23 protein-coding genes and 1 pseudogene are annotated in these 20762 nt (G+C 62.1%); 11 read left to right on the top strand and 13 right to left on the bottom strand.

What is annotated here, in order from left to right:
* Positions 1-65: 65 nt before the first annotated feature.
* From HS968_RS15770 to HS968_RS15760, 3 genes are all read left to right on the top strand, one after another.
* Positions 66-833 carry a GntR family transcriptional regulator gene (locus HS968_RS15770; RefSeq protein ID WP_182367040.1) on the top strand — a complete coding sequence of 256 codons (768 nt, stop codon included), beginning with the start codon at positions 66-68 and terminating at the stop codon, positions 831-833.
* 128 nt (positions 834-961) lie between these two features.
* The gene (locus HS968_RS15765) at positions 962-1411 is read left to right on the top strand and encodes a YcgN family cysteine cluster protein (RefSeq protein WP_182367038.1); all 450 of its coding nucleotides are present in this window, start codon (positions 962-964) and stop codon (positions 1409-1411) included.
* Between the two features lie 101 nt (positions 1412-1512).
* Entirely contained in the window at positions 1513-2751 is a 1239-nt protein-coding gene (locus tag HS968_RS15760) for a hypothetical protein (RefSeq protein ID WP_407681633.1), read from the top strand.
* Positions 2752-2785: 34 nt separating this feature from the next.
* Here HS968_RS15760 and HS968_RS15755 read toward each other — a convergent pair whose 3' ends face one another.
* Positions 2786-3256 (bottom strand): RNA methyltransferase, encoded by a 471-nt coding sequence (locus HS968_RS15755; RefSeq protein WP_106740020.1) that lies wholly within the window; start codon positions 3254-3256, stop codon positions 2786-2788.
* Positions 3257-3303: 47 nt separating this feature from the next.
* A pseudogene (locus HS968_RS15750) lies at positions 3304-3603 on the bottom strand (YajD family HNH nuclease); the annotation flags it as partial.
* A 126-nt stretch (positions 3604-3729) separates the two neighbouring features.
* On the opposite strand from HS968_RS15750, the gene HS968_RS15745 reads away from it, so the two are divergent.
* Positions 3730-4044 (top strand): hypothetical protein, encoded by a 315-nt coding sequence (locus tag HS968_RS15745; RefSeq protein WP_182367036.1) that lies wholly within the window; start codon positions 3730-3732, stop codon positions 4042-4044.
* A gap of 78 nt (positions 4045-4122) precedes the next feature.
* Here HS968_RS15745 and HS968_RS15740 read toward each other — a convergent pair whose 3' ends face one another.
* Positions 4123-6165: a S9 family peptidase gene (locus HS968_RS15740; RefSeq protein WP_179624629.1), complete on the bottom strand. Its 2043-nt coding sequence runs from the start codon at positions 6163-6165 to the stop codon at positions 4123-4125.
* Between the two features lie 192 nt (positions 6166-6357).
* On the opposite strand from HS968_RS15740, the gene HS968_RS15735 reads away from it, so the two are divergent.
* From HS968_RS15735 to HS968_RS15715, 5 genes are all read left to right on the top strand, one after another.
* Positions 6358-6822 carry an MFS transporter gene (locus tag HS968_RS15735; RefSeq protein ID WP_179624630.1) on the top strand — a complete coding sequence of 155 codons (465 nt, stop codon included), beginning with the start codon at positions 6358-6360 and terminating at the stop codon, positions 6820-6822.
* A 57-nt stretch (positions 6823-6879) separates the two neighbouring features.
* Positions 6880-7326, top strand: a complete 447-nt coding sequence (locus HS968_RS15730) for an HIT family protein (RefSeq protein ID WP_179624631.1) — start codon at positions 6880-6882, stop codon at positions 7324-7326.
* Between the two features lie 4 nt (positions 7327-7330).
* Positions 7331-8104 (top strand): class II glutamine amidotransferase, encoded by a 774-nt coding sequence (locus HS968_RS15725; RefSeq protein WP_179624632.1) that lies wholly within the window; start codon positions 7331-7333, stop codon positions 8102-8104.
* Between the two features lie 4 nt (positions 8105-8108).
* Positions 8109-8633, top strand: coding sequence for a DUF2937 family protein (locus HS968_RS15720; RefSeq protein ID WP_119691727.1), 525 nt, complete (start codon positions 8109-8111; stop codon positions 8631-8633).
* Between the two features lie 169 nt (positions 8634-8802).
* Positions 8803-9861, top strand: coding sequence for a DUF2167 domain-containing protein (locus HS968_RS15715; protein WP_182367034.1), 1059 nt, complete (start codon positions 8803-8805; stop codon positions 9859-9861).
* A 124-nt stretch (positions 9862-9985) separates the two neighbouring features.
* Here the strand turns inward: HS968_RS15715 and HS968_RS15710 are convergent, their stop codons facing one another.
* The 3 genes from HS968_RS15710 to HS968_RS15700 all read right to left on the bottom strand — a co-directional run bounded on the left by HS968_RS15710 (position 9986) and on the right by HS968_RS15700 (position 13423).
* A complete protein-coding gene (locus tag HS968_RS15710; protein ID WP_182367032.1) occupies positions 9986-11164 on the bottom strand; it encodes a vWA domain-containing protein in 1179 nt (392 codons plus the stop codon).
* A 188-nt stretch (positions 11165-11352) separates the two neighbouring features.
* Entirely contained in the window at positions 11353-12198 is an 846-nt protein-coding gene (locus HS968_RS15705) for an AAA family ATPase (protein ID WP_119691724.1), read from the bottom strand.
* Positions 12199-12343: 145 nt separating this feature from the next.
* A complete protein-coding gene (locus HS968_RS15700) occupies positions 12344-13423 on the bottom strand; it encodes a DUF748 domain-containing protein (RefSeq protein WP_182367030.1) in 1080 nt (359 codons plus the stop codon).
* Between the two features lie 135 nt (positions 13424-13558).
* Here HS968_RS15700 and cysK point away from each other — a divergent pair, with 135 nt between their 5' ends.
* Positions 13559-14530, top strand: a complete 972-nt coding sequence (gene cysK, locus HS968_RS15695) for a cysteine synthase A (RefSeq protein ID WP_182367028.1) — start codon at positions 13559-13561, stop codon at positions 14528-14530.
* A 70-nt stretch (positions 14531-14600) separates the two neighbouring features.
* Here cysK and HS968_RS15690 read toward each other — a convergent pair whose 3' ends face one another.
* The 5 genes from HS968_RS15690 to HS968_RS15670 all read right to left on the bottom strand — a co-directional run bounded on the left by HS968_RS15690 (position 14601) and on the right by HS968_RS15670 (position 17478).
* A complete protein-coding gene (locus HS968_RS15690; RefSeq protein WP_179624637.1) occupies positions 14601-14969 on the bottom strand; it encodes a glutathione S-transferase N-terminal domain-containing protein in 369 nt (122 codons plus the stop codon).
* Positions 14970-15179: 210 nt separating this feature from the next.
* A complete protein-coding gene (folE, locus tag HS968_RS15685; RefSeq protein WP_119691720.1) occupies positions 15180-15725 on the bottom strand; it encodes a GTP cyclohydrolase I FolE in 546 nt (181 codons plus the stop codon).
* 76 nt (positions 15726-15801) lie between these two features.
* Positions 15802-16359: a Smr/MutS family protein gene (locus HS968_RS15680; RefSeq protein WP_182367026.1), complete on the bottom strand. Its 558-nt coding sequence runs from the start codon at positions 16357-16359 to the stop codon at positions 15802-15804.
* A 119-nt stretch (positions 16360-16478) separates the two neighbouring features.
* Entirely contained in the window at positions 16479-16799 is a 321-nt protein-coding gene (locus HS968_RS15675) for a hypothetical protein (protein WP_179624640.1), read from the bottom strand.
* Between the two features lie 82 nt (positions 16800-16881).
* Positions 16882-17478 (bottom strand): cysteine hydrolase family protein, encoded by a 597-nt coding sequence (locus tag HS968_RS15670; RefSeq protein ID WP_106740063.1) that lies wholly within the window; start codon positions 17476-17478, stop codon positions 16882-16884.
* A 355-nt stretch (positions 17479-17833) separates the two neighbouring features.
* Here HS968_RS15670 and prmB point away from each other — a divergent pair, with 355 nt between their 5' ends.
* A complete protein-coding gene (prmB, locus tag HS968_RS15665; protein ID WP_119691716.1) occupies positions 17834-18754 on the top strand; it encodes a 50S ribosomal protein L3 N(5)-glutamine methyltransferase in 921 nt (306 codons plus the stop codon).
* Between the two features lie 98 nt (positions 18755-18852).
* Here prmB and HS968_RS15660 read toward each other — a convergent pair whose 3' ends face one another.
* Together HS968_RS15660 and HS968_RS15655 are read right to left on the bottom strand one after the other, a co-directional pair.
* A complete protein-coding gene (locus HS968_RS15660; protein ID WP_182367024.1) occupies positions 18853-19653 on the bottom strand; it encodes a hypothetical protein in 801 nt (266 codons plus the stop codon).
* A 36-nt stretch (positions 19654-19689) separates the two neighbouring features.
* Positions 19690-20688, bottom strand: coding sequence for an alpha/beta hydrolase (locus tag HS968_RS15655; RefSeq protein WP_182367022.1), 999 nt, complete (start codon positions 20686-20688; stop codon positions 19690-19692).
* Between the last annotated feature and the right edge of the window lie 74 nt (positions 20689-20762).

The raw sequence follows: 20762 nt of genomic DNA, 5'->3' as shown, positions 1-20762 counted from the left end.
TGTCAGCCACCGGGTAGAACACAGTAGAGTCGCAGTGTCGGCGACTCTCATTGACGCGAGCCAGAATGAACGATCAATTGCAGCCCCTCAAGAAGCAGCCGCGTACTGGCAAAAGCAGCCGTAGCGGGACTCAGGATGATGTCGTATACGCCCACATCTTCGATGCCATTCTCGAGCAGCGCCTGGCACCTGGCACCAAGTTGAGCGAAGAAGCGCTGGGTGAGATCTTCGGCGTCAGCCGTACAATCATCCGCCGTGCGCTCTCGCGCCTGGCCCACGAGGGCGTTGTCCTGTTGCGCCCGAACCGGGGGGCAGTGGTGGCCAGCCCCAGCGTCGATGAAGCCCGGCAGATCTTCTATGCGCGTCGCCTGGTCGAGCGTGCCATCACCGAACTGGCTGTGCAGCATGCCACCGCCGAGCAACTGGCCGAGCTGCGCCAGATGGTGCGTGACGAGCAGGACAGCTTCTCTCGCGGTGATCGCGGCGCCGGTATCCGTCTTTCCGGCGAGTTCCACCTCAAGCTGGCCGAGGCCGCACGCAATGCGCCGCTGGTGAGTTTCCAGCGCAGCCTGGTTTCGCAGACTTCGTTGATCATCGCCCAGTACGAAAGCGGTGGCCGTTCGCACTGTTCCTACGACGAGCACAACCAGTTGATCGATGCCATCGAGGCGCGCGATGCCGAGCGTGCGGTACAACTGATGATGCATCACATGGATCACATCGACAGCAAGCTGAACCTGGACGAGGAAAGCGCCTCGGATGACCTGCATGCGGTGTTCTCGCACCTGCTGCAGTCCAAGAAGAAACCAGGGCGCAGCGCCGCCAACCGCTGATTACGGGAAGGCCGAAAAGCCCGGTGCCTGTGCATCGGGCTTTTTCATTGCAGCGCTGCCTGCTTGGCCGCGCTGATCGCTCAGGCTAGACTGCCGCGCTTTTTCTCCGTCGAGTCCATACTGCTTCCATGGCCGCTCAAGTCGAACCTTTCTGGAAACACAAGACGCTCGCTCAGCTCGATCAGCGCGAGTGGGAGTCGCTGTGCGACGGCTGCGGGCTGTGCTGCCTGCAGAAGCTCGAAGACGAGGACGACGGCGCCGTGTACTACACGCGTATCGCCTGCAAGCTGCTCGACCTCAACAGCTGTCGCTGCAGTGACTACGCCAACCGTTTCCAGCACGTGCCCGATTGCATCCAGCTCACGCCAGCGCAGGCGGATCAGTTCCAGTGGCTGCCGCCGACCTGTGCCTATCGTCTGGTCAGCGAGGGCAAGGATCTGCCGTCCTGGCACCACCTGGTCAGTGGCGACCCGGACGCCGTGCACGCCGAACGCATCTCCCAGTCGGGTCGCATGCTCAGTGAAAACAGCGTGGCCGAGGAGGACTGGGAAGAGCATCTGATTTTTCGCGCGGGTTGATTCACGCCACGGCTTCGTGGCAAATCTGTTGATCGCCCACGGAATTGCCCCGTAGCGCGGCTGTCTTATGGCCAATTGCCTATTCGCATCAGGAGCCCTGCATGCTGCCTTTGTCTCGTTTGCCTCTGTATTCGTCTCTACTGTTGTTGAGCCTCAGCCTGCCGACCTGGGCGGCGACGCAGAAGGTCGACCTGGATTACCAGGTGCGCTTCCTGCCCGAGAGCGCTCAGGCCGAGGTCAGCATCACCGTGGAAAAAGGTGAACGTATCCGTAGCCTGGATTTCAACCTGGGCGAGCAGGGTCGTTACAGCGACTTCAAGGCCGACGGCCAGTGGTCGGAGGAAGCGCCGGGACGTGGCAAGTGGCAGCCCGCCAAGGGCAAGAGCACACTGAGCTACCGCGTGCAGATCGATCATGAGCGCAAGCCTGGGCGTTTTGACGCCCGCATGACCCCGGATTGGGCGCTGTTCCGTGGTGACGACCTGGTGCCGGCCGCTGTGCTCGACCAGGTGGACAAGACCGATCTGGTAGCGCGTCTGCAGTTCGAATTGCCCCAGGGCTGGAAGAGCGTGGAGACCGGCTGGCCGCGTATCGGTAAGAATCGCTTTCGCATCGACAACCCGCAGCGCAAGTTCGATCGTCCCACCGGCTGGATGTTAGCAGGCAAGCTGGGTACCCGCCGCACTCGCCTGGGCGACACCGAGGTGGCGATTGCCGCACCGGTGGGCGAGGGTATGCGGCGTATGGACGTGATGACCTTCCTCACCTTCGTCTGGCCGCAGATGCAGCAGGTGTTCCCGCGTGACCCGGACAAGCTGTTGATCGTTGGTGCGGGGGATCCGATGTGGCGCGGTGGCCTGTCTGCCTCCAACTCCTATTTCATGCATGCGGATCGGCCGCTGGTGAGCGAGAACGGCACCAGTTCGCTGGTGCATGAGCTGGTGCATGTGTTCGGTCGTATTTATGGGCGCGACCGCAGTGACTGGATCGCCGAGGGGCTGGCCGAGTACTACGCCATCGAGCTGGTGCGCCGTGCGGGCGGTATCAGCGAGGATCGCTATCAGAAGATCCGTGAACAACTGATTCGCTGGAGCAAACCGGTCAACAGCCTGCGTACCGACAACGCCAGTGGCCCGGTTACTGCGCGGGCCGTGCTGTTGTTGCAGGAGCTGGATCGGGAGATTCGGCAGAAGACCAAGGAAAAGGGAAATATGTCCTTGGACGACGTCACCCGCGGGCTCATGCGCCTGGACAAGGTCAGCACCAAGGACTTCATCGACATCACCGAGAATGTCATCGGTGGGCCGTCGAAGACGCTGGATACGCGTTTGCTGCGTTGAGCCTACCGCTCCGGCCCCTATCCAGCGGTTCGAGTCAGAACAAGGGGCCGGAGCGGGTGTTGTTACCTTTGGCCAGGCGGTCATAGAGCACCACATTGACCGTGGCGGCGAGGTTCATGCAGCCCTGGGTCGGGATGTACACCACTTCACCGCCACACCAGTCGAGTATCTCCTGCTGCAGCGAGCCGTCTTCCGGGCCGAAGATGTACAGCGCCCGGTCGGGATGGGTGTAGGCGGGCAGAGCGCGGGCGTCATCGACCAGCTCCACCGCCACCGGTGTACAGCCCAGCGGCAGGATCTTGCGCAGATCATCGATGTTGATCAGCGGGATATCCTGGTGAACCTTCTTGGTGTCGGTGATGAAATCCTTGGCGCGGTCGTAGCGGGTGCCGGTGTAGAACACCGAGCTGACGCCATAGCAGCCCGCCGCACGCATGATGGAACCGACATTTTCCGGTGATTTCGGATTGAACAGGCCGATGCAGGCGTATCTCTTGTTGGCCACGGTGGCGCTCGCAAAAGATCCGATTATACGGCGCTGACTGCCAGGCCCTAGTCCTTTTTCAGCAGGCTGGCCAGATCGCCAAAGGCCTTGTAGGTCGATTTGGCAGACTGAGGGCTGGCGGTGGAGCCTTCGGCGAAATACTGCTGGTCGGTGTAGCGCGAGTGTTCGTTGTCATGACAGAACAGGCACAGCAGCTCCCAGTTGGAGCCATCCGCCGGGTTGTTGTGGTGGTTGTGGTCGCGATGATGCACGGTCAGTTCGCTCAGGCGCTTGCCAGAGAACTCGCGGGCGCAGCGGCCGCAGACATGGGGGTACATTTTCAGCGCTTTCTGCCGGTAGCCTTCTTCGGCCTGGGCGGACAGGTAGTAGCGGTTGTTGCTGGTGCTCATGACAGAACCTGTTATCTGAAGGTGAACGCTTGACTGGATATGTTGCCAGAATAGAACGAAAGCCAGCTGCACAGGAGATATGTCATGCGCTTCCCTCTGCTTGCCGTGATGATTCTGACCTCCAGCCTTGGCACTCTGGCCTGGGCTCAGGAGCCGATGCGCATGCCGTCCACGCCTGGAGCAGGTGCGCCGGGCACTGCGACGCCACAGCCTTACGGCCAGCCGTCCACGCCCAATACGATCAAGCGCCAGGGATCGGCGCCCCTCTTGCCACCGCCCCAGGGACAAACGCCCTCTGGGGCTGCGCCGAAATCCACTGGCGATCAGCCGATTCCGCAACTGGATCAACAGTTGCGCCGCAACAGCCAGGGGCTGGATGGACAGCGCAAGCAGGACTGATCATCGGTTCTTGTAGGAGCGGCTTCAGCCGCGATGCTTGGGGAAGTGCGGCTGAAGCGCAATGCCGCCCAACCGCTCCTACAGGTGTGCTATCCCCAGTACACGGAACAGAAACGCGTACTCCAACGCCACGTCCTTGATGCCCTGATAACGCCCGCTCATGCCACCATGGCCAGCGCCTAGGTCGGTCTTGAGCAGCAGCAGGTTGTCGTCGGTCTTGTTCGCGCGCAACTTGGCGACCCATTTGGCGGCTTCCCAGTACTGCACTCGACTGTCGTTGTAGCCGGCCACTGCCAGGATCGCCGGATAGGCTTGCGCGCGCACGTTCTCGTAGGGGGCATAGGCCTTGATGCGCTCGAATACTTCGCTCTGGTTCGGGTCGCCCCATTCGTCATATTCGGTGACCGTCAGCGGTAGATCCGGATTGAGCATGGTGTTGAGCACGTCGACGAAGGGCACCTCGGCAATCGCCGCGGCGAACAGCTCTGGCCGCTGGTTGACGACCGCGCCGATCAGCAGACCGCCGGCGCTGCCACCGCTGATCGCCAGCTGTGCCGGGCGGGTCAATCCTGCATCGATCAGGCATTCGGCGCAGGCGATGAAGTCATCGAAGGTGTTCTGCTTGTGCTCCAGCTTGCCGGCCCGGTACCAGGCTTCGCCCATTTCGCCGCCGCCGCGTACGTGGGCGATGGCGAAGATGAAACCGCGCTCCAGCAGGCTCAGGCGCGCGTGGGAGAACCACGGATCGAGGCTTTCGCCATAAGCGCCGTAGCCATAGAGATAGAGCGGTGCCGGTGTACCGGCAGCGAATACCTCGCGGCGCGCCACCAGGCTGATCGGCACTTGCGTGCCATCGGCCGCGGTCGCCCACAGGCGACGGCTTTCGTAAGCATCCGCTTCGAACGGGCCTTCTACTGGCGTCTGCTTGAGCACTCGCTGTGCACCTGTGGCCAGCTCCAGCTGGCGTACCTGCGCCGGGCGGCCGAGAGCCTCATAGCGCAGACGAATCACATCGCTGTGAAACTCCAGGCTGTCCTGCACGTAGAGGCTGTACGCGGCATCCGGTAGTTGCACGCGATAGCTGGCAGCGTCCTGCGGTTGTACTTCCAGCACCGGCAGACCGCCCTCGCGCAGGGCGAGTACGATGGCGCGCTGGTTGAGGGTGGCGCCTTCGAGCATGACCTGCGGATCATGGGCGCGGATCTGCTGCCAGTGCGCGCGCTGTGGGGTCGCCTCGCTTGCGCGGTAAAGAGCGAAATTGATGCCGCTCTGGTTGCTGCGAATCAGCCAGCACCATTGGCCGTCCAGCATGCCGTGGTCGGCATCGTATTCATGGTTTTCTTCACGTGGCGCGAGGCAGATGAAATCGCCCTGTGGCTGCTCGGCATCGAGCACCCAGACTTCGCTGGTGGTTTTGCTGCCCAGTTGCAGGATCAGCTGGCGTTCGGAGCTGGAGCGGTAGCAATGCAGGAAGAAGCGGCCGTCGGCTTCCTCGAACACCAGGTCAGCGGTCTGTGTACCCAGGCGGTGACGATGCAGCTTGCAAGGGCGATGGGTGTCGTCCAGCTCGGTGAAGAACAGCGTCTGGCTGTCGTTCGCCCAGGTCATGCTGCCGTCGCAGTCATCGAAGGGCAGCTCGCTGATCGAGCCATCCTCCAGTTCCTTGACGAACAGGCGGTAGATTTCGTCGCCACTGGTGTCGAGGCTGTAGGCCAGACGTCGCTGATCGGGGCTGATGCTGAAGGCGCCGATGGCCAGGAATCCGCCGTCCGCCAGTGCGTTGGGGTCGAGCAGCAGGGTTTCGCTGGCGGCATCGACCTCCAGGGCACCGTCTGACGGGCGACGGCAGCGGTAATGGCGCGGGTACTCGTCGCCAGCCGTGGTGCGCTGGTAGTACAGGTAGTCGCCCCAGGGTGTGGGCAGAGACAGATCGGTTTCGCGAATGCGTCCCTTGATCTCTTCGAAGAGTTTCTCGCGCAGTGCCTGCTGCGGTTCCAGCACGGCATCCAGATACGTATTTTCCGCCTGCAGATACGTCAGCACTTCGTCGGTGTCGCGGTTTGCCAGCCAGCGATAGGGATCGTTACCGGCTTCCTGGCGGGCGAGGGGGGCAGAGGTCATGGCGCAACTCCAAAGCGGGTGGGCGGCGCTCGGGGCACGTGCGAAAAACAACCGGTATGCGCATCGCTGCGTTGAAACTCGCGCGCACGTGCTCGGCCAGGTTTTCAGAAGTGCCCGGCAGGGGCGCCGAGCCGAGTAAAAGCCGCTATCATAAGCGCCCCTTTGCCAGACCTGCCATGCCGGCACCTGCTTATGATGAACGAAAACGACTACCTCCTGGCCTGGGCCGCCTACGGCGTCGCCGCGCTGGGTTGCCTGCTGGTATGGATGCGCATGACCCGCTGGATGTGGCGCTACCTGCGCGAGCCGCTGCGGGTGCTGGTGGCAGTCCTGCTGCTGAGCCCGACCATCGTCGACCCGTCGCGTGACCTGTTCGCCCCGGCCATCGCGGTCACGGCCATGGATGTGCTGCTCAAGGTCGGTAACAACGCCTGGCGCGCAGTTGCTGATCTGACCCTCTACTGCCTGATCGCTTTCTCGGTCTACCTGGTATTCGTCGCCATCCGCTGGCCAATCGAGCGTTGGTGGCAGGGCCGGCAGGAGCACCCCGTGGCAGAAGACGAAGATCCGCGAACCCTGCGTGAGCTGATGGATCAAGGCGATGAGCGTCTGGAGCATCGCTACGAGCGCGGTGGCCGGGTGGAACCGCGTATCTGACCCCTTGCAGCCATTCGCTTAGCCGTTCAGCATGAGGCCATCACGGATGGAGGCCTCATGACTTGTGTGTTCTGTGCCATTGCCGCCGGCCAATTACCGGCGCATCAGCTGTATCAGGATGATGATTTCATCGTCCTGCTGGATATCTTTCCCATGCGCCCTGCACATGTTCTGATCGTCAGCCGTGCCCACGCGCCGTTTCTCAAGGATCTGCCCACAGGCGTGCGAGACCGCCTGCTGGCCCTGTCCGACAGAATCGCCGCGGCCTTGCGCACTGCCGGCTACGGTCGTGAAGGCATCAACCTGGTGATCAACGATGGCCCTGATTCCAACCAGCATGTACCCCACCTGCATCTGCACCTGATTCCACGGCGACCCGGTGATCTGCCAGCCTTGCTCTGGCGTTTGCTGGTGCGTTTTCTGCCACTGGGCCGCAAGCGAATCGAGGCGCGTCTGCAGGCCGAAGCCGAGCAACTGCGTCTTGTGCTCAGCAAGGAGATTTGACCCGATGTGCGAATTGCTCGGCATGAGCGCCAACGTCCCCACCGATATCGTTTTCAGTTTTACCGGGCTGATGCAGCGTGGTGGCCGTACCGGCCCGCATCGCGATGGCTGGGGTATCGGCTTCTACGAAGGCCGTGGCCTGCGCGTGTTTCAGGATCCGCAAGCGAGTAGCGAGTCCGAGGTAGCGCAGCTGGTGCAGCGCTATCCGATCAAGAGCGAGGTGGTGATCGGCCATATTCGCCAGGCCAACGTCGGCAAGGTTTGCCTGGTCAACACCCATCCCTTCACGCGTGAGCTGTGGGGGCGCAACTGGTGTTTCGCGCATAACGGTCAACTGGCCGGGCTGCAGGGCTCGAGCAGCTTCTATCGGCCGGTGGGTGATACCGACAGCGAGGCGGCGTTCTGCGACTTGCTCAACCGGGTGCGCCGCGCCTTTCCCGAACCGGTCTCGGTGGAAATGCTGCTGCCGGTGCTGGTCGCCGCGTGTGCGGCATACCGCCAGCTCGGCGTATTCAACTGCCTGCTCAGCGATGGCGACTGGTTGTTCAGCTTCTGCTCGAGCAAGCTGGCGCACATCACTCGCCGCGCGCCATTCGGCCCGGCGCAGCTCAAGGACGCCGACCTGAAGGTGGACTTCCAGGCGGAAACCACACCCAATGACGTGGTCACGGTCATCGCCACCGAGCCGTTGACCGATAACGAACAATGGTCGCTGTACCAGCCAGGCGAATGGCGCCTGTGGCGCCGCGGCGAATGCATCACTCACGGCAAGGCCTGACTTCATGCTGAGAAGCTATCTGCGTTTGACGTTGTTCGCCTTCGGCCTGCTGCTCGGCGTGCAGGTGCCGGGTTTCATCGATGACTATGCCAAGCGGGTCGAGGCCCATCGCCTGGAGTCGCAGCAGAGCCTCAAAGGTTTTCAGGACACCGCGCAGAAGTTCTTCAAGGGCGATATGGACGCCCTGGTGGCGCATTACCGTGTCAGCGATGATCCGGTGATGCGCAGCGATGCCAGCAGTGTCGGCCATCTGGTGCAGCGTGCAGCCTTGCTGGAGCGTGAATGGCTGGCCATGCAGGGGCCCTGGTACGCCCAGGCCTGGCATCTGGCGACGGGCGCCGATCATGAGCTGTTCAGCGAAACCCTGCAGGCGTATCGCTATCAGGTGCTGTTCACCCCGGATGCAATTCTCTGGGGCGTGATCTGCGCCGTGCTGTTGGCCTGGTTGGCGGAGCTACTGGTGCTGCTGTTCAGCTGGATGTTCGGGGCCGGGCAAACCCGGCGAGCGCAGCAGCGACACTGGCGCTGAAGGCAAAAAACGTCTGGGAGAAGTTTTTGAGGCCGTGGAGCGACGGCCCGCAAAGTGGCCTTCCGTACATGGCAGTCCGCAAAAAGTTGCGCCAGTTCGCCTGAATGCGAGGCGGGGCGTGTTAATGTAATACGACGTTACATTTACCCCTCGCATTACTGGAGTTTCCATGTCGATCAAGGATTCGATCCTGGCAGCCGCGCTGGCTGCTGTCCTGCCATTCATGTCCGCTGCCTATGCCAACCCCGAGACCGAGCCAGAAGACGCTGTGGTCACCGAGGAGGGTGTCGAGACCGATGACTCGGCGCAGTGGATCAGCCCCGAAGAATTCGTTGCCAGCCTGGAGTTCAAGACCGGGCGCATCGTTCTGGGCAATGACCTGGCCACCCTCAATCTTCCTGATTCGCTGGTGTTTCTCGACGGCGATAATGCCCAGCGTCTGCTCGTCGACGGTTGGGGCAACCCGCCGGATGACGTCCCGCCGCTGGGCATGATCCTGCCGGCTGGCGTGTCGCCACTGGCCGATGAATCCTGGGGGGTGACCGTCGAGTATGAAGACAGCGGTTATGTCTCCGACGAGGATGCCGCTGATATCGATTACAGCGACATGCTCAAGGACATGCAGGCCGACATGCGCGAGGCCAACACCTGGCGTGAGGAAAATGGCTATGAGGCCGTCGAACTGGTCGGTTGGGCTGCCGCACCGCACTACGATGCCGCGGGCAAGAAACTGCACTGGGCCAAGGAACTGAAGTTTGGTGAGAGCGAGGTCAACACCCTGAACTACAACATCCGTGTGCTTGGTCGTAAGGGTGTGCTGGTGCTGAATTTCGTCGCCAATATGGATCAACTGGCAGAAATCGAGGCCAGCGTACCGGCCGTGCTGGCGGCGACCGACTTCAACCCGGGGCAGCGCTATGCCGAGTTCGACCCGGATCTGGACACCGTCGCCGCTTATGGCCTGGGTGCACTGGTCGCTGGCAAGGTGGCCGCCAAGACCGGCCTGCTGGCCATGCTGCTGGTACTGCTGAAGAAGTTCTGGTTCATCCCGGTGGTAGTGGGCGGATGGTTGTTCAAGCGCATTGGCCTGCGCAAAAAGGAAACCCCGAGCGAAGAGGTGAGCGCACCTGTCGCTGCAGTTGCCGAGAGCAAGCCGGAGGCGCCGGTGCAGACGCCAGCACAGACCGTGATGGATCTGAACAAGTCGGACGACGCTGACAAACGCTGAAAACCCGTAGCCCGGATACAATCCGGGGTTCAGCCTCACAAGCGCTCCCGGATTGCATCCGGGCTACAAAAACGCCGCGAATCCCTTGCAGGTTTCGCAGCGTTTTTCGTGGTGACTCGATGCCCTACTTGGACAGGTACTTCATGCCATCTTCCAGCCCTTGCAGGGTCAGCGGGTACATGCGCTCTTCCATCAGCTCACGCACCAGGCCGGTGGAGGCGGTGTAGTTCCAGGTGTCCTTGGGGTAGGGGTTGATCCAGATGATCTTCTTGAATTTCTCGGTGAAGCGCTTCATCCAGACGTAGCCGGCTTCCTCGTTCCAGTGCTCGACGCTGCCGCCGGCCTGGGTGATCTCGTAGGGCGCCATGGCCGCATCACCGACGAACACCACCTTGTAGTCGGCGCCATACTTGTGCAGCAGATCCATCGTCGAGGTGCGTTCGCTGGTGCGGCGCATGTTGTTCTTCCACACGCTCTCGTAGATGAAGTTGTGGAAGTAGAAATATTCAAGATGCTTGAACTCGGTCTTGCAGGCGCTGAACAGCTCTTCACAGACCTTGACGTGGGCATCCATCGAACCGCCGATATCCAGCAACAGCAGCAGCTTGACCGTGTTGCGCCGTTCCGGGCGCATCTGGATATTGAGCAGGCCGCCATCTTTGGCCGTGTGGTCGATGGTGCCGTCCAGATCCAGCTCTTCGGCGGCACCCTGGCGGGCGAACTTGCGCAGGCGGCGCAGCGCCACCTTGATGTTGCGCGTGCCCAGCTCGACCTGGTCATCGAGGTTCTTGTACTCGCGCTGATCCCACACCTTGGCAGCCTTGCCCTGGCGCTTGCCGGCATCGCCGACGCGAATGCCTTCCGGGTTGTAACCACCGGAGCCGAACGGGCTGGTGCCGCCGGTGCCGATCCACTTGTTGCCGCCGGCGTGCTTTTCCTTCTGCTCCTCGAGGCGCTTCTTGAACTCCTCGATCAGCTTGTCCAGGCCGCCGAGGCTCTGGATCTGCGCCTTCTCCTCATCGGTCAGCAGGCGCTCGAACTCCTTGCGCAGCCATTCCTCGGGGATCATCGCCTCGATGTGCTGGTTGAGGTTCTGCAGGCCATTGAAGTAGGCGCCGAAGGCCCGGTCGAACTTGTCGAAGTGACGTTCGTCTTTGACCAGGATCGCGCGCGCCAGGTAGTAGAACTCGTCCATGTCGGCGAACACGACGTTGTGCTTGAGCGCGTTGATCAGGTCGAGCAGCTCGCGTACCGACACCGGCACCTTGGCCGCGCGCATTTCGTTGAATAGATTAAGCAGCATGGCTGCGCCCTCATGTCAGTTCTGGCCGGGCTGCTGCGCGTCGGCCATGCGGCGTTGAAAGCTGGCTGCCCATGCTCACGTACTGGAGTACGCTGCGCTGTTCAGCTCGCTTTCGCCTTGCCTGGCTCTAGCTCGCGAGCCCTGTATCGAGTGGGCTGCGCGCCAAGCAGCGCGCAGCAGCCCGATTTTCAGCGAGAAGCGCGGCGTGCCATGAAGGCCAGGCGCTCGAGCAGCATCACGTCTTGTTCATTCTTTACCAAGGCGCCGGCCAGTGGCGGGATGGCCTTGGTCGGATCGCGCTCACGCAGCACCGCTTCGCCGATATTGTCGGCCATCAGCAGCTTGAGCCAATCCACCAGCTCGCTGGTCGAGGGCTTCTTCTTCAGGCCCGGTACCTTGCGCACGTCGAAGAATACGTCCAGCGCCTCGGCCACCAGCTCGCCGCTGATGTTGGGGTAGTGCACGTCGACGATCTTCTTCAGGGTGTCGCGATCCGGGAAGGCGATGTAGTGGAAGAAGCAGCGGCGCAGGAAGGCGTCCGGCAGCTCCTTCTCGTTGTTCGAGGTGATGATGATGATCGGGCGCTGCTTGGCCTTGATCGTCTCGTTGGTCTCGTAAACGTAGAACTCCATCTTGTCGAGTTCCTGCAACAGGTCGTTGGGGAACTCGATGTCGGCCTTGTCGATTTCGTCGATCAGCAGGATCACGCGTTCGTCGGACTCGAACGCCTCCCACAGCTTGCCTTTCTTGATGTAGTTGCGAACGTCGTGAACCTTGTCGGAATCGAGCTGCGAGTCGCGCAGGCGGCTGACCGCATCGTATTCGTAGAGGCCCTGGTGCGCCTTGGTGGTGGACTTGATGTGCCAGGTGATCAGGCGGGCGCCGAAGGCATCGGCCAACTGCTCGGCGAGCATGGTCTTGCCGGTGCCTGGCTCACCCTTGACCAGCAGTGGACGCTGCAGGGTGATGGCGGCGTTGACCGCGAGCTTGAGGTCGTCGGTGGCGACGTAGGACTGGGTGCCTTCGAACTTCATCGGAAAATCCTCGGAACGGTAACGCGCGGGGCCGACCCGCAGCAGAAATTCAGACCGCGACTATAACGCGCAGCTCCGGTGGCTGTGAACGCAGACGCAGTATTCAGTCACTGAATGGGCGGTCACTGCTGATCTTGACTACGCGCTAGCTACCGTCTTGCTGAGGTGGCGGGCGTTCGTAGCGGGGTGTGAAGGCCTCGACGAAGCCATTGCGCAGGATACCGATGAAGGCCTGAAAGGCACTGATGTTCTGCTGTCGCGTGCTGCCGCTAAGCTCAACGCGGGTGGCGATCTGATCCTGGCGCTGGTTCTTCAGCAGTTTCTCGCTGCCGCCAACCAGGGCTTCCCATATCGAGCGGAAGAAGCCCTTGTTCTGATTCTCCACATCCTGCTGCCAGTCGAACACTTCGACATTGCGCAACAGCGGCTTTATATAGCCGCTGAGCTGGGCATCCTCGGCGGATGCTTCGACCACCAGGTCGCCACTGCCGCTCTTGAAGTCGAACTTGCCGTAGGCATTGGCCAGGTCGTTGAGCCGGGTTAGCTGGATGTCGGTGGCACGTACGCGGAACTCGAAATCCTCGAAATTATGGAAGGGATCGAATACCGCCGAAGCCTCCAGCGGCGCGTGGCCGAGCAGTTGGGCGGTGCCTTCGAAACGGGCAACGCGATCACCTTGTTCATCGGCTACGTTGGTCAGGTTGTAGAGGCTGGCCTCGATGGCGTTGGCCTGGATTTTCACTGGCGGTGAGGCGTTGAAATTGTAGAAGCCCAGCGTGCCGTCAATCACGCGCACTTCATTGAGGGTGATCGGCAGCAGCTTGTTCAATTGCTCGCGCCAGTCGACGCCTTCACCCGTCTGGCTATCGTCGCTGCCTTCACCGTCGACGAAGTTCACTTCGGGTTTATCGAACACCACCCTGGCCACTACAGCCTGTTCGCGCCAGAGGTCGCTCCAACTTACCGAGATATCAATTCGCGGCGCTGCGACGAACGGCACCGGTACAGTCTGTTCATCCTTGACGATGCTCAGTCCGTTGATACGGTAGGCGCCGCGCCACAGGGCCAGGTCGACATCCTCGATCTGGCCACGGTAATCGCCCATGTCCGCGAGCTTGTCGTTGAGGTAGTCGCGGATCACGTAGGGCAGGGCAATGTGTAACAGCAGCAACAGGGCGAGCAGGCTGAGGCAGATCCATAGCGGCAGGCTGTAGCGGCGTTTCATCGGGCGTATCCGTCAGGCTTGATCCTGGTCAGTGGACTGTGCTGGTCGGAGCATAGTTCGACCTATCGATGCTGGACGCATAGGGGGATCAGGCATAGGCTGACTGGCTCCCTCATGACAAGGAACCGATACACCATGAGCCGCATTTTCGCTGACAACTCCCAAGCCATCGGCAACACGCCGCTGGTGATGATCAATCGTCTGGGGCCGAAGGGCGTGACCATTCTGGCCAAGATCGAAGGCCGCAACCCGGCTTACTCGGTCAAGTGCCGTATCGGCGCCAACATGATCTGGGACGCCGAGGAGCGCGGTGTGCTCAAGCCGGGCATGACCATCGTCGAGCCGACGTCCGGTAACACCGGTATTGGCCTGGCCTTCGTCGCCGCCGCGCGCGGCTACAAGCTGGTGCTGACCATGCCGGCCTCGATGAGCCTGGAGCGACGCAAGGTGCTCAAGGCGCTTGGTGCCGAGCTGGTGCTGACCGAGCCGGCCAAGGGCATGAAAGGCGCTATCGAAAAGGCCAACGAACTGGCTGCCGCCAACCCGGATTATTACCTGCCGCAGCAGTTCGAGAACCCGGCCAACCCGGCCATTCATGAAAAGACCACCGGCCCGGAAATCTGGCGCGACACGGATGGCGCCATCGATGTGCTGGTGGCCGGCGTCGGCACCGGCGGCACCATCACCGGGGTCTCGCGTTACATCAAGAAGACCCAGGGCAAACCGATTCTTTCGGTCGCCGTGGAGCCTGTAGGCTCACCGGTGATCAGCCAGACGCTGGCTGGCGAGGAGGTCAAGCCGGCGCCGCACAAGATCCAGGGTATCGGTGCAGGCTTCGTACCGAAGAACCTCGACCTCTCCATCGTCGATCAGGTCGAGCAAGTGGCCGATGAGGACTCCAAGGCCATGGCCCTGCGCCTGATGCGCGAGGAAGGCATCCTCTGCGGCATTTCCTGCGGCGCGGCGATGGTAGCGGCGGTGCGGTTGGCCGAAAAGCCGGAAATGCAGGGCAAGACCATCGTGGTGATCCTGCCGGACTCTGGTGAACGCTACCTGACCTCGATGCTGTTCGACGGCCTGTTCACCGAGCAGGAACTGCAGCAGTAATACCCGTCGCGGCGCACCTCGCGTAGGGTGCGCCGCGTGCACCGCAATTCTCGTTTAGCGCGGCGTTGAGTCAGCCCGCGAAGCGCTGATCCAGATAGGCGATGATCGCCTTCGACTCATACAGCCAGGTGCTCTGGCCGTTCTCCTCGATACGCAGGCAGGGCACCTTGATGCGGCCGCCTTGCTGCTCCAGCGCTTGACGGTGCTCGGCATCGTTCTTGGCGTCGCGCAATTCCACTGGCAGGTTCAGACGATGCAGGCTGCGCCGCACCTTGACGCAGAACGGGCAGGCGTGGAACTGGTACAGCGCCAGGTCGGACGTGGCGCGTTGCACTTCGGCCTGGGCCTCGGGGCTGCGCTTGAGTTTGCGCGGACGGCTGATCCAATCGACGAACACGACAATCTGGCCCAGGCCGATACGAAGGGCTTTGAGCAACATGGTTTGCACTCCTGAAAATAGCGACGGCCGTTCGCTGCAGTGAACGGCCGTTGTCGATGGGGTTGGCTCAGCAGGCTGCTGAAAAACGTAGGCGAGGCAGGCAAGACAAGGCAAAAACGACCGAGGAAGCGGAGTGTACGAGTTGTACATGAGCATTCCGAGGTCGTTTTTAACGCAGGATTGCCAACGCAGGTAGTTTTTCCACGGACGTTAGCGAACCAGATTGAGAAACTCGCCACGAGTCGCCGGGTTGTTGCGGAATTCGCCAAGCATCACCGAGGTGACCATGGAGGAGTTCTGCTTCTCCACGCCGCGCATCATCATGCACATGTGCTGGGCCTCGATGACCACCGCCACACCGAGGGCGCCGGTGACCTGCTCGACCGCCTCGGCGATCTGCCGGCTGAGGTTTTCCTGAATCTGCAGGCGGCGGGCGAACATGTCGACGATGCGCGCCACCTTGGACAGACCGAGCACCTTGCCGTTGGGGATGTAGGCGACGTGCGCCTTGCCGATGAACGGCAGCAGGTGGTGCTCACACAGCGAGTACAGCTCGATGTTCTTGACCAGCACCATTTCGCTGTTGTCGGAGCTGAACAGCGCGCCGTTGGTGACTTCCTCCAGCGTCTGCTGGTAGCCGCGGCAGAGGTACTGCATGGCCTTGGCGGCGCGCTTGGGCGTGTCCAGCAGACCTTCGCGGGAAACGTCCTCACCAAGCTGGCCGAGGATCGCGGTGTAGTGTTGTTCCAGGGACATGGAAAATCCTGTTGGGTATCGAGTGGGCGCAGGGTAGGGCGCCGATGTCGGCCTGACAAGTGCGCCAGGCCTGCGCTTATTCGTCGCGACCATCCATCATGGTGCGTTTGAGGATGATGTAAACCGCGCCAGTGCCGCCATGCTTGGCCAGGCAGGAGGTGAAGCCCAGTACCTGCGGGTGCTGGCGCAGCCAGGTGTTGACGTGGCTCTTGATCATCGGTTTGCGGCCATCCATGTGCACCGCCTTGCCGTGGGTGACGCGCACGCAGCGAATCTCCAGCTTGGTGGCTTCGGCGAGAAACTCCCACAGGGTGTCGCGCGCTTTCTCGACGCTCATCCCGTGCAGATCTAGGCTACCCTCGAAGGCAATCTGACCGAGCTTGAGCTTACGCATCTGGCCTTCCTGCACGCCGTTGCCGGCCCAGTACAGCGGGTCTTCGGCACCGACGTCGATGACGAACTGGTCGGACAGCCCATCCACCTTGATCTCGCCCTGGCTGATGGTCGCAGCCTGGCGCAAGGTGTTGAGCTGCTTGCGGTCGGTCTTGGGTTTGCCGGTGTCGGCGCGGTCGTGCTTGAGCGGCTTGACGCCGCGCAGCTCGGCCTGGAACAGGGAAAGGTCGTCGTCTTGCATCGGTGGCTCCGCGAAACAGGCGGGTATTTTATGGCCTGCAGCCCCTGGCGGCCACCCTGCGGGCCGTCGCTGCGCGACGATGAGGGCTCCTGGCTATTTTTACTCTCGCTTATGGCCTTTCAGTCGCGCTTTTTCATCAGATGAGGCGACAGACTCAGGTCACTGGGGCGGCGTAGGCGTCTGCGGCAGCGCCGCCAGAAGACGATACCCAGCCAAAACAGCAGCAGGCCGATCGAGAGCAGGGCGATGGCTTCGCCGTTGGAGTCGCCGAGCGTGCCGAGCACTGGAGCACGCCCGGCCAGCGAAGCGATGCCGGCCATCGACAGCAGAATGCCGAAGGCAGCCAGCAGTGCTCCCAGGGCGGCGCCCAGGCGTAAACGCCAGCTCCCGGACTGGCGTGGACGCAGGCGGCGTGCGTCGAAATCGTCGGACAGCTTCATTCCGATTTCCTTTTGGTTATCGGCGGTATGACCGGTGAGTCTGTTTGGGGTTCCGTACCTTCGGCCGTTGCTGTGAAGGGCGTCAGATCAGCGATTTGGCTTGTGGCACACGAGTGGCAAAGTTGTCGGCCAGGGCGATCATCTCGATGCGATGCACTTCTGCCGCGGTGATCACCTCGCCGTCAGGGGTCGGCAAGTCGCGGGTGGCGCAGGCAGCATCGACGATGGTGCAGCGATAACCATAGTCCTTGGCGGCACGAACCGTGGTGCTGACGCTGGAGTGGGTCATGAAACCACAGACGATCAGGTCGAGGTGTCCCAGTGCCTGCAGACGGTCATGCAGCTCGGTACCGGCGAAGGCGTTGGGCAGGCGTTTCTCCACCACGATCTCGCCTGGGAGCGGTGCAACTTCCGGCAGGTGACGACCGCGCGGGCCGCTGGGGTCGAGCAGGCCGCCAGGGATACCCAGGTGCTTGACGTGAACGATGGCGGTGCCGGCGCTGCGTGCGGCGGCCAGCAGGCTGGCGATTTCCGCCAGCGCAGGATCCAGGCCCGGGAGCGCGAGTACGCCGCTGCGGTATTCTTCCTGGGCATCGATGATCAGCAGGGTCGCATTGCTCAGGCTGGCCGGTGCGTGGCCACGACCGGTTAGCTGGAACATGGTTTGCGGATGGGACATCTCGGGCTCCTGGCTGATGGTGATGATGTGCCATTGTCCCCTTGCCAGCGCAGTCTGTGAACCTCTATTGCGCCATTCCTTGCTCAGGCACCCTTGGCGGAGCAGAATCGGAACCACTCCGAAGGGCTCGGAGTCGTACGCAAAAGGAGTTGCTCATGTCGTTCTTGCCGCAGTTTTCCCCGTTCTTCTGGCTACTGTTTTCCATCATCGTCGCGATTGCCGTGCTGCGTGAGCTGCGCCGTCCGGGCAAGGATGGCGATTGATCCGACATGATCGAAGCACGGATTGCCACCTGTTCATGTGCCTTCTGCCTGCACTGGGCTAAACTTCCGCACTTTTCACCCGGAGGCTGCCCGTGACTGCTCTCACTACCCGTTTACGCACCCTGCGTGACTACATCCGTTGGGCTGTCAGTCGTTTTCAGGCCGAGCAACTGTTCTTCGGCCACGGCACCGACAATGCCTGGGATGAGGCGCGCCAACTGGTGCTCGGTGCCCTGCACCTGCCTTGGGAAATATCTGACGCCTATCTCGACTGCCGCCTGGAAGACGACGAGCACGCTCACTTGCAGGCGCTGCTCAAGCGTCGTATCGAAGAGCGGGTGCCCACCGCTTATCTGCTGGGCGAAGCCTGGTTCTGCGGCCTGCCTTTCGTGGTCGATGAGCGTGTGCTGGTGCCGCGCTCGCCGATTGCCGAACTGATCGACCGTCGTTTCTCTCCCTGGTTGCCGAGCGAGCCGGCGCGTGTGCTCGACCTCTGTACCGGCTCCGGTTGCATCGGCATCGCCTGCGCTTATGAATTCCCCGAGGCTGAAGTGGTGCTGGCCGACCTGTCGTTCGATGCGCTGGAGGTGGCGAATCTCAATATCGAGCGCCATGGTCTGGAAGAGCGCGTGTATTGCGTGCAGGGCGATGGTTTCGCCGAGTTGCCGGGGCAACGTTTCGACCTGATCGTGTCCAACCCACCGTATGTCGATGCCGAGGATTTCGCCGACATGCCGGACGAATACCAACACGAACCGGCCATGGGCCTGGCCTGTGGCGATGATGGCCTGGATCTGGTGCGGCGCATGCTGGCCGAAGCCGCCGACCATCTCACCGAGCGTGGTGTGCTGATCGTCGAGGTGGGCAACAGCCAGGTGCACGTGCAGGCTCTATACCCCGAGGTGGATTTCACCTGGCTGGAGTTCAAGCACGGCGGTCATGGCGTATTCCTGTTGGCGGCCAAGCAGTGCCGTGAGCATCAGGCGTTGTTTCGTTCGCGGGTGAAGGGCTGAGCGGATGGTTTTTCGCGGCTGAAGCCGCTCCTACATTGCGGGTGCGGGCGTAGGGCGGACTCAGGAGCGAAGCGAACAGTCCGCCGCTCCGCGATGGATCAGCGCGTGGCGATCCAGATCAGCAACCCCGCCTGAAACAGACTGAATGCCACCAGGCAGGTAATGGTGAAACGCAGGCCGCTGTCCTCGCGCTTGAAGCGTTCGACCCGGTCTTCCAGCTTGCGTAGCTTGATGTCCTGCTCCTGCAGGTTCTGATCGGCCTGTTGCAGCATCGCGGCAGCATCCAGTAACTCGATGATCTGCACCTTCTCGGCATGCCAGTCGCCATGCAGCGAGCTGACCCGCGGTGCGCTGTAGAAGGGTTTGAGCTGCAACGGGTCGCTGTACTCGATGGTGAAGCCCTGCGCCTTCAGCGCGTGGTCACGACGGGCGCGGGCGGCTTCGTTGAAGTTGTCCTTGGTCGGCAGGGCGCCGCCCTCGACCTGATAGTGCGCGTATTGCTGGCGTGCCCAGGCAATGCCCTGAGCCATGAGAAAACGCCCCAGGCCGCGATTGGCGGGCTCCACGCTCAAGCCCTTGTCCGGGCCGAAGCGGACTTCCTTGCGCTGGTGATCGGCCCACACCTCCAGCAGGTTGTTCTGCCGGTGCAGGCGTTGCCCCGGAACCTGGATGGTCAGGCGCAGCAGGCTCAGATCCTTGGCGTGACGCTCGACCCGGCCGAGCTGGACGAAACGCAGCGGTCTCGGCCCGGTTTCCCGGTCGACCGGCAGCGGCGCCAGACGCAGCAGGCTGAACTGCTCGGCTGGCAGGTCAGTCCAGGGATGCGGCGCGGCAGGTGTTTCACCTGCCACTGCCTCGGCGTCGGGGGCTTGCGCCTCCGGGGCTGGGTTTTCGCTCATGGGCGTCCTGTGTGCTTGATCGTGTTCGTCAATCTGTTATCGACCGTTTTCCTCGGCACTGGAGCGAATGAAGGCAACGATCCGTTCGCCCAGTGCACGGGCCAAGGGTAGCTTCGGATCGTTGTAGGAGGCTACCTGTTCGTTCCACGCGGCGGGGGTGATGCGCATGACATGGTTCATGCCAGGAATCAGCGCCAGTTCGGCATCGGGCTTGGCCTGCTTGAGTACCTCGGCGTTGTCCGGGCTGACCTGGGCATCATGGCTGCCCTGTACGATCAGCGCAGGAATCTGCAGTGCGGCGAAATTCTCTGCCGGATCCTGGCGTAGCAGGCTGATCAGGTAGGGCTGCACGCTGGGGCGATACACCACCTGCAACTCCTTCGGCACCTTGGGTTGCAGTTTGCCGCGGATCAGGTTGGCGAGGATGTGTCGGCTCTCGTCCAGCAACGGCGGTGGCAGGCGCATGGCCAATTGCATGTCCAGCACCTGGCCAATGGGGTAGGCGGGGCCGGCGATGGATACCAGCGCGTCGGCCTGGCTACCGGGAGCCGCCAGGCTGGCGATCAGCGCGCCCTCGCTGTGACCGATCAGGATCAGCCGGTCGAAACGCGGGTCTTCTTTGAGTTGCCTGGCCCAGCCTTCGACATCGGCCACGTAGCGCTCGACGCTGAGGCCGCGCTCGTCCGGCGTTGCAGCGCGGCTAGCCGCTACGCCGCGTTTGTCGTAGCGCAGGCTGGCGATGCCATTGCGCGCCAGAAATTGCGCCAGCTTCTTCAGCGCATCGTTATGGCCACCTTCGGGATTGTTGCCGTCGCGGTCGGTGGGGCCGGAGCCGGCGATCAGCAGCGCCACCGGCACGGGCTTGTCGCTTTGTGGCAATAGCAGACTGCCGCGCAGGGTGCCCTGGTCGGTGTCGAGGCTGATCGGCAGTTGCTGGCTGGTGCTGGGCGTGGCCTGGGCCAGGCCGGTAACTAGGGTGAGGGACAAGAGCAGGGCTCGCAGCATGATGAGGGCAGGGTAGTGGCAGACTGGCATTGGACGCGTTCGGTTGAGCAAGGTTCGGGGTGAACTGCAAGTAGGTGGCAGGTATACTCGCCCACCTTGTGAAT

This window comes from Pseudomonas berkeleyensis, from assembly GCF_014109765.1.
GTDB lineage: Bacteria > Pseudomonadota > Gammaproteobacteria > Pseudomonadales > Pseudomonadaceae > Aquipseudomonas > Aquipseudomonas berkeleyensis.
Note: the sequence above shows the minus strand (reverse complement) of the source record. Positions and strands in the feature narration are given on the sequence as shown.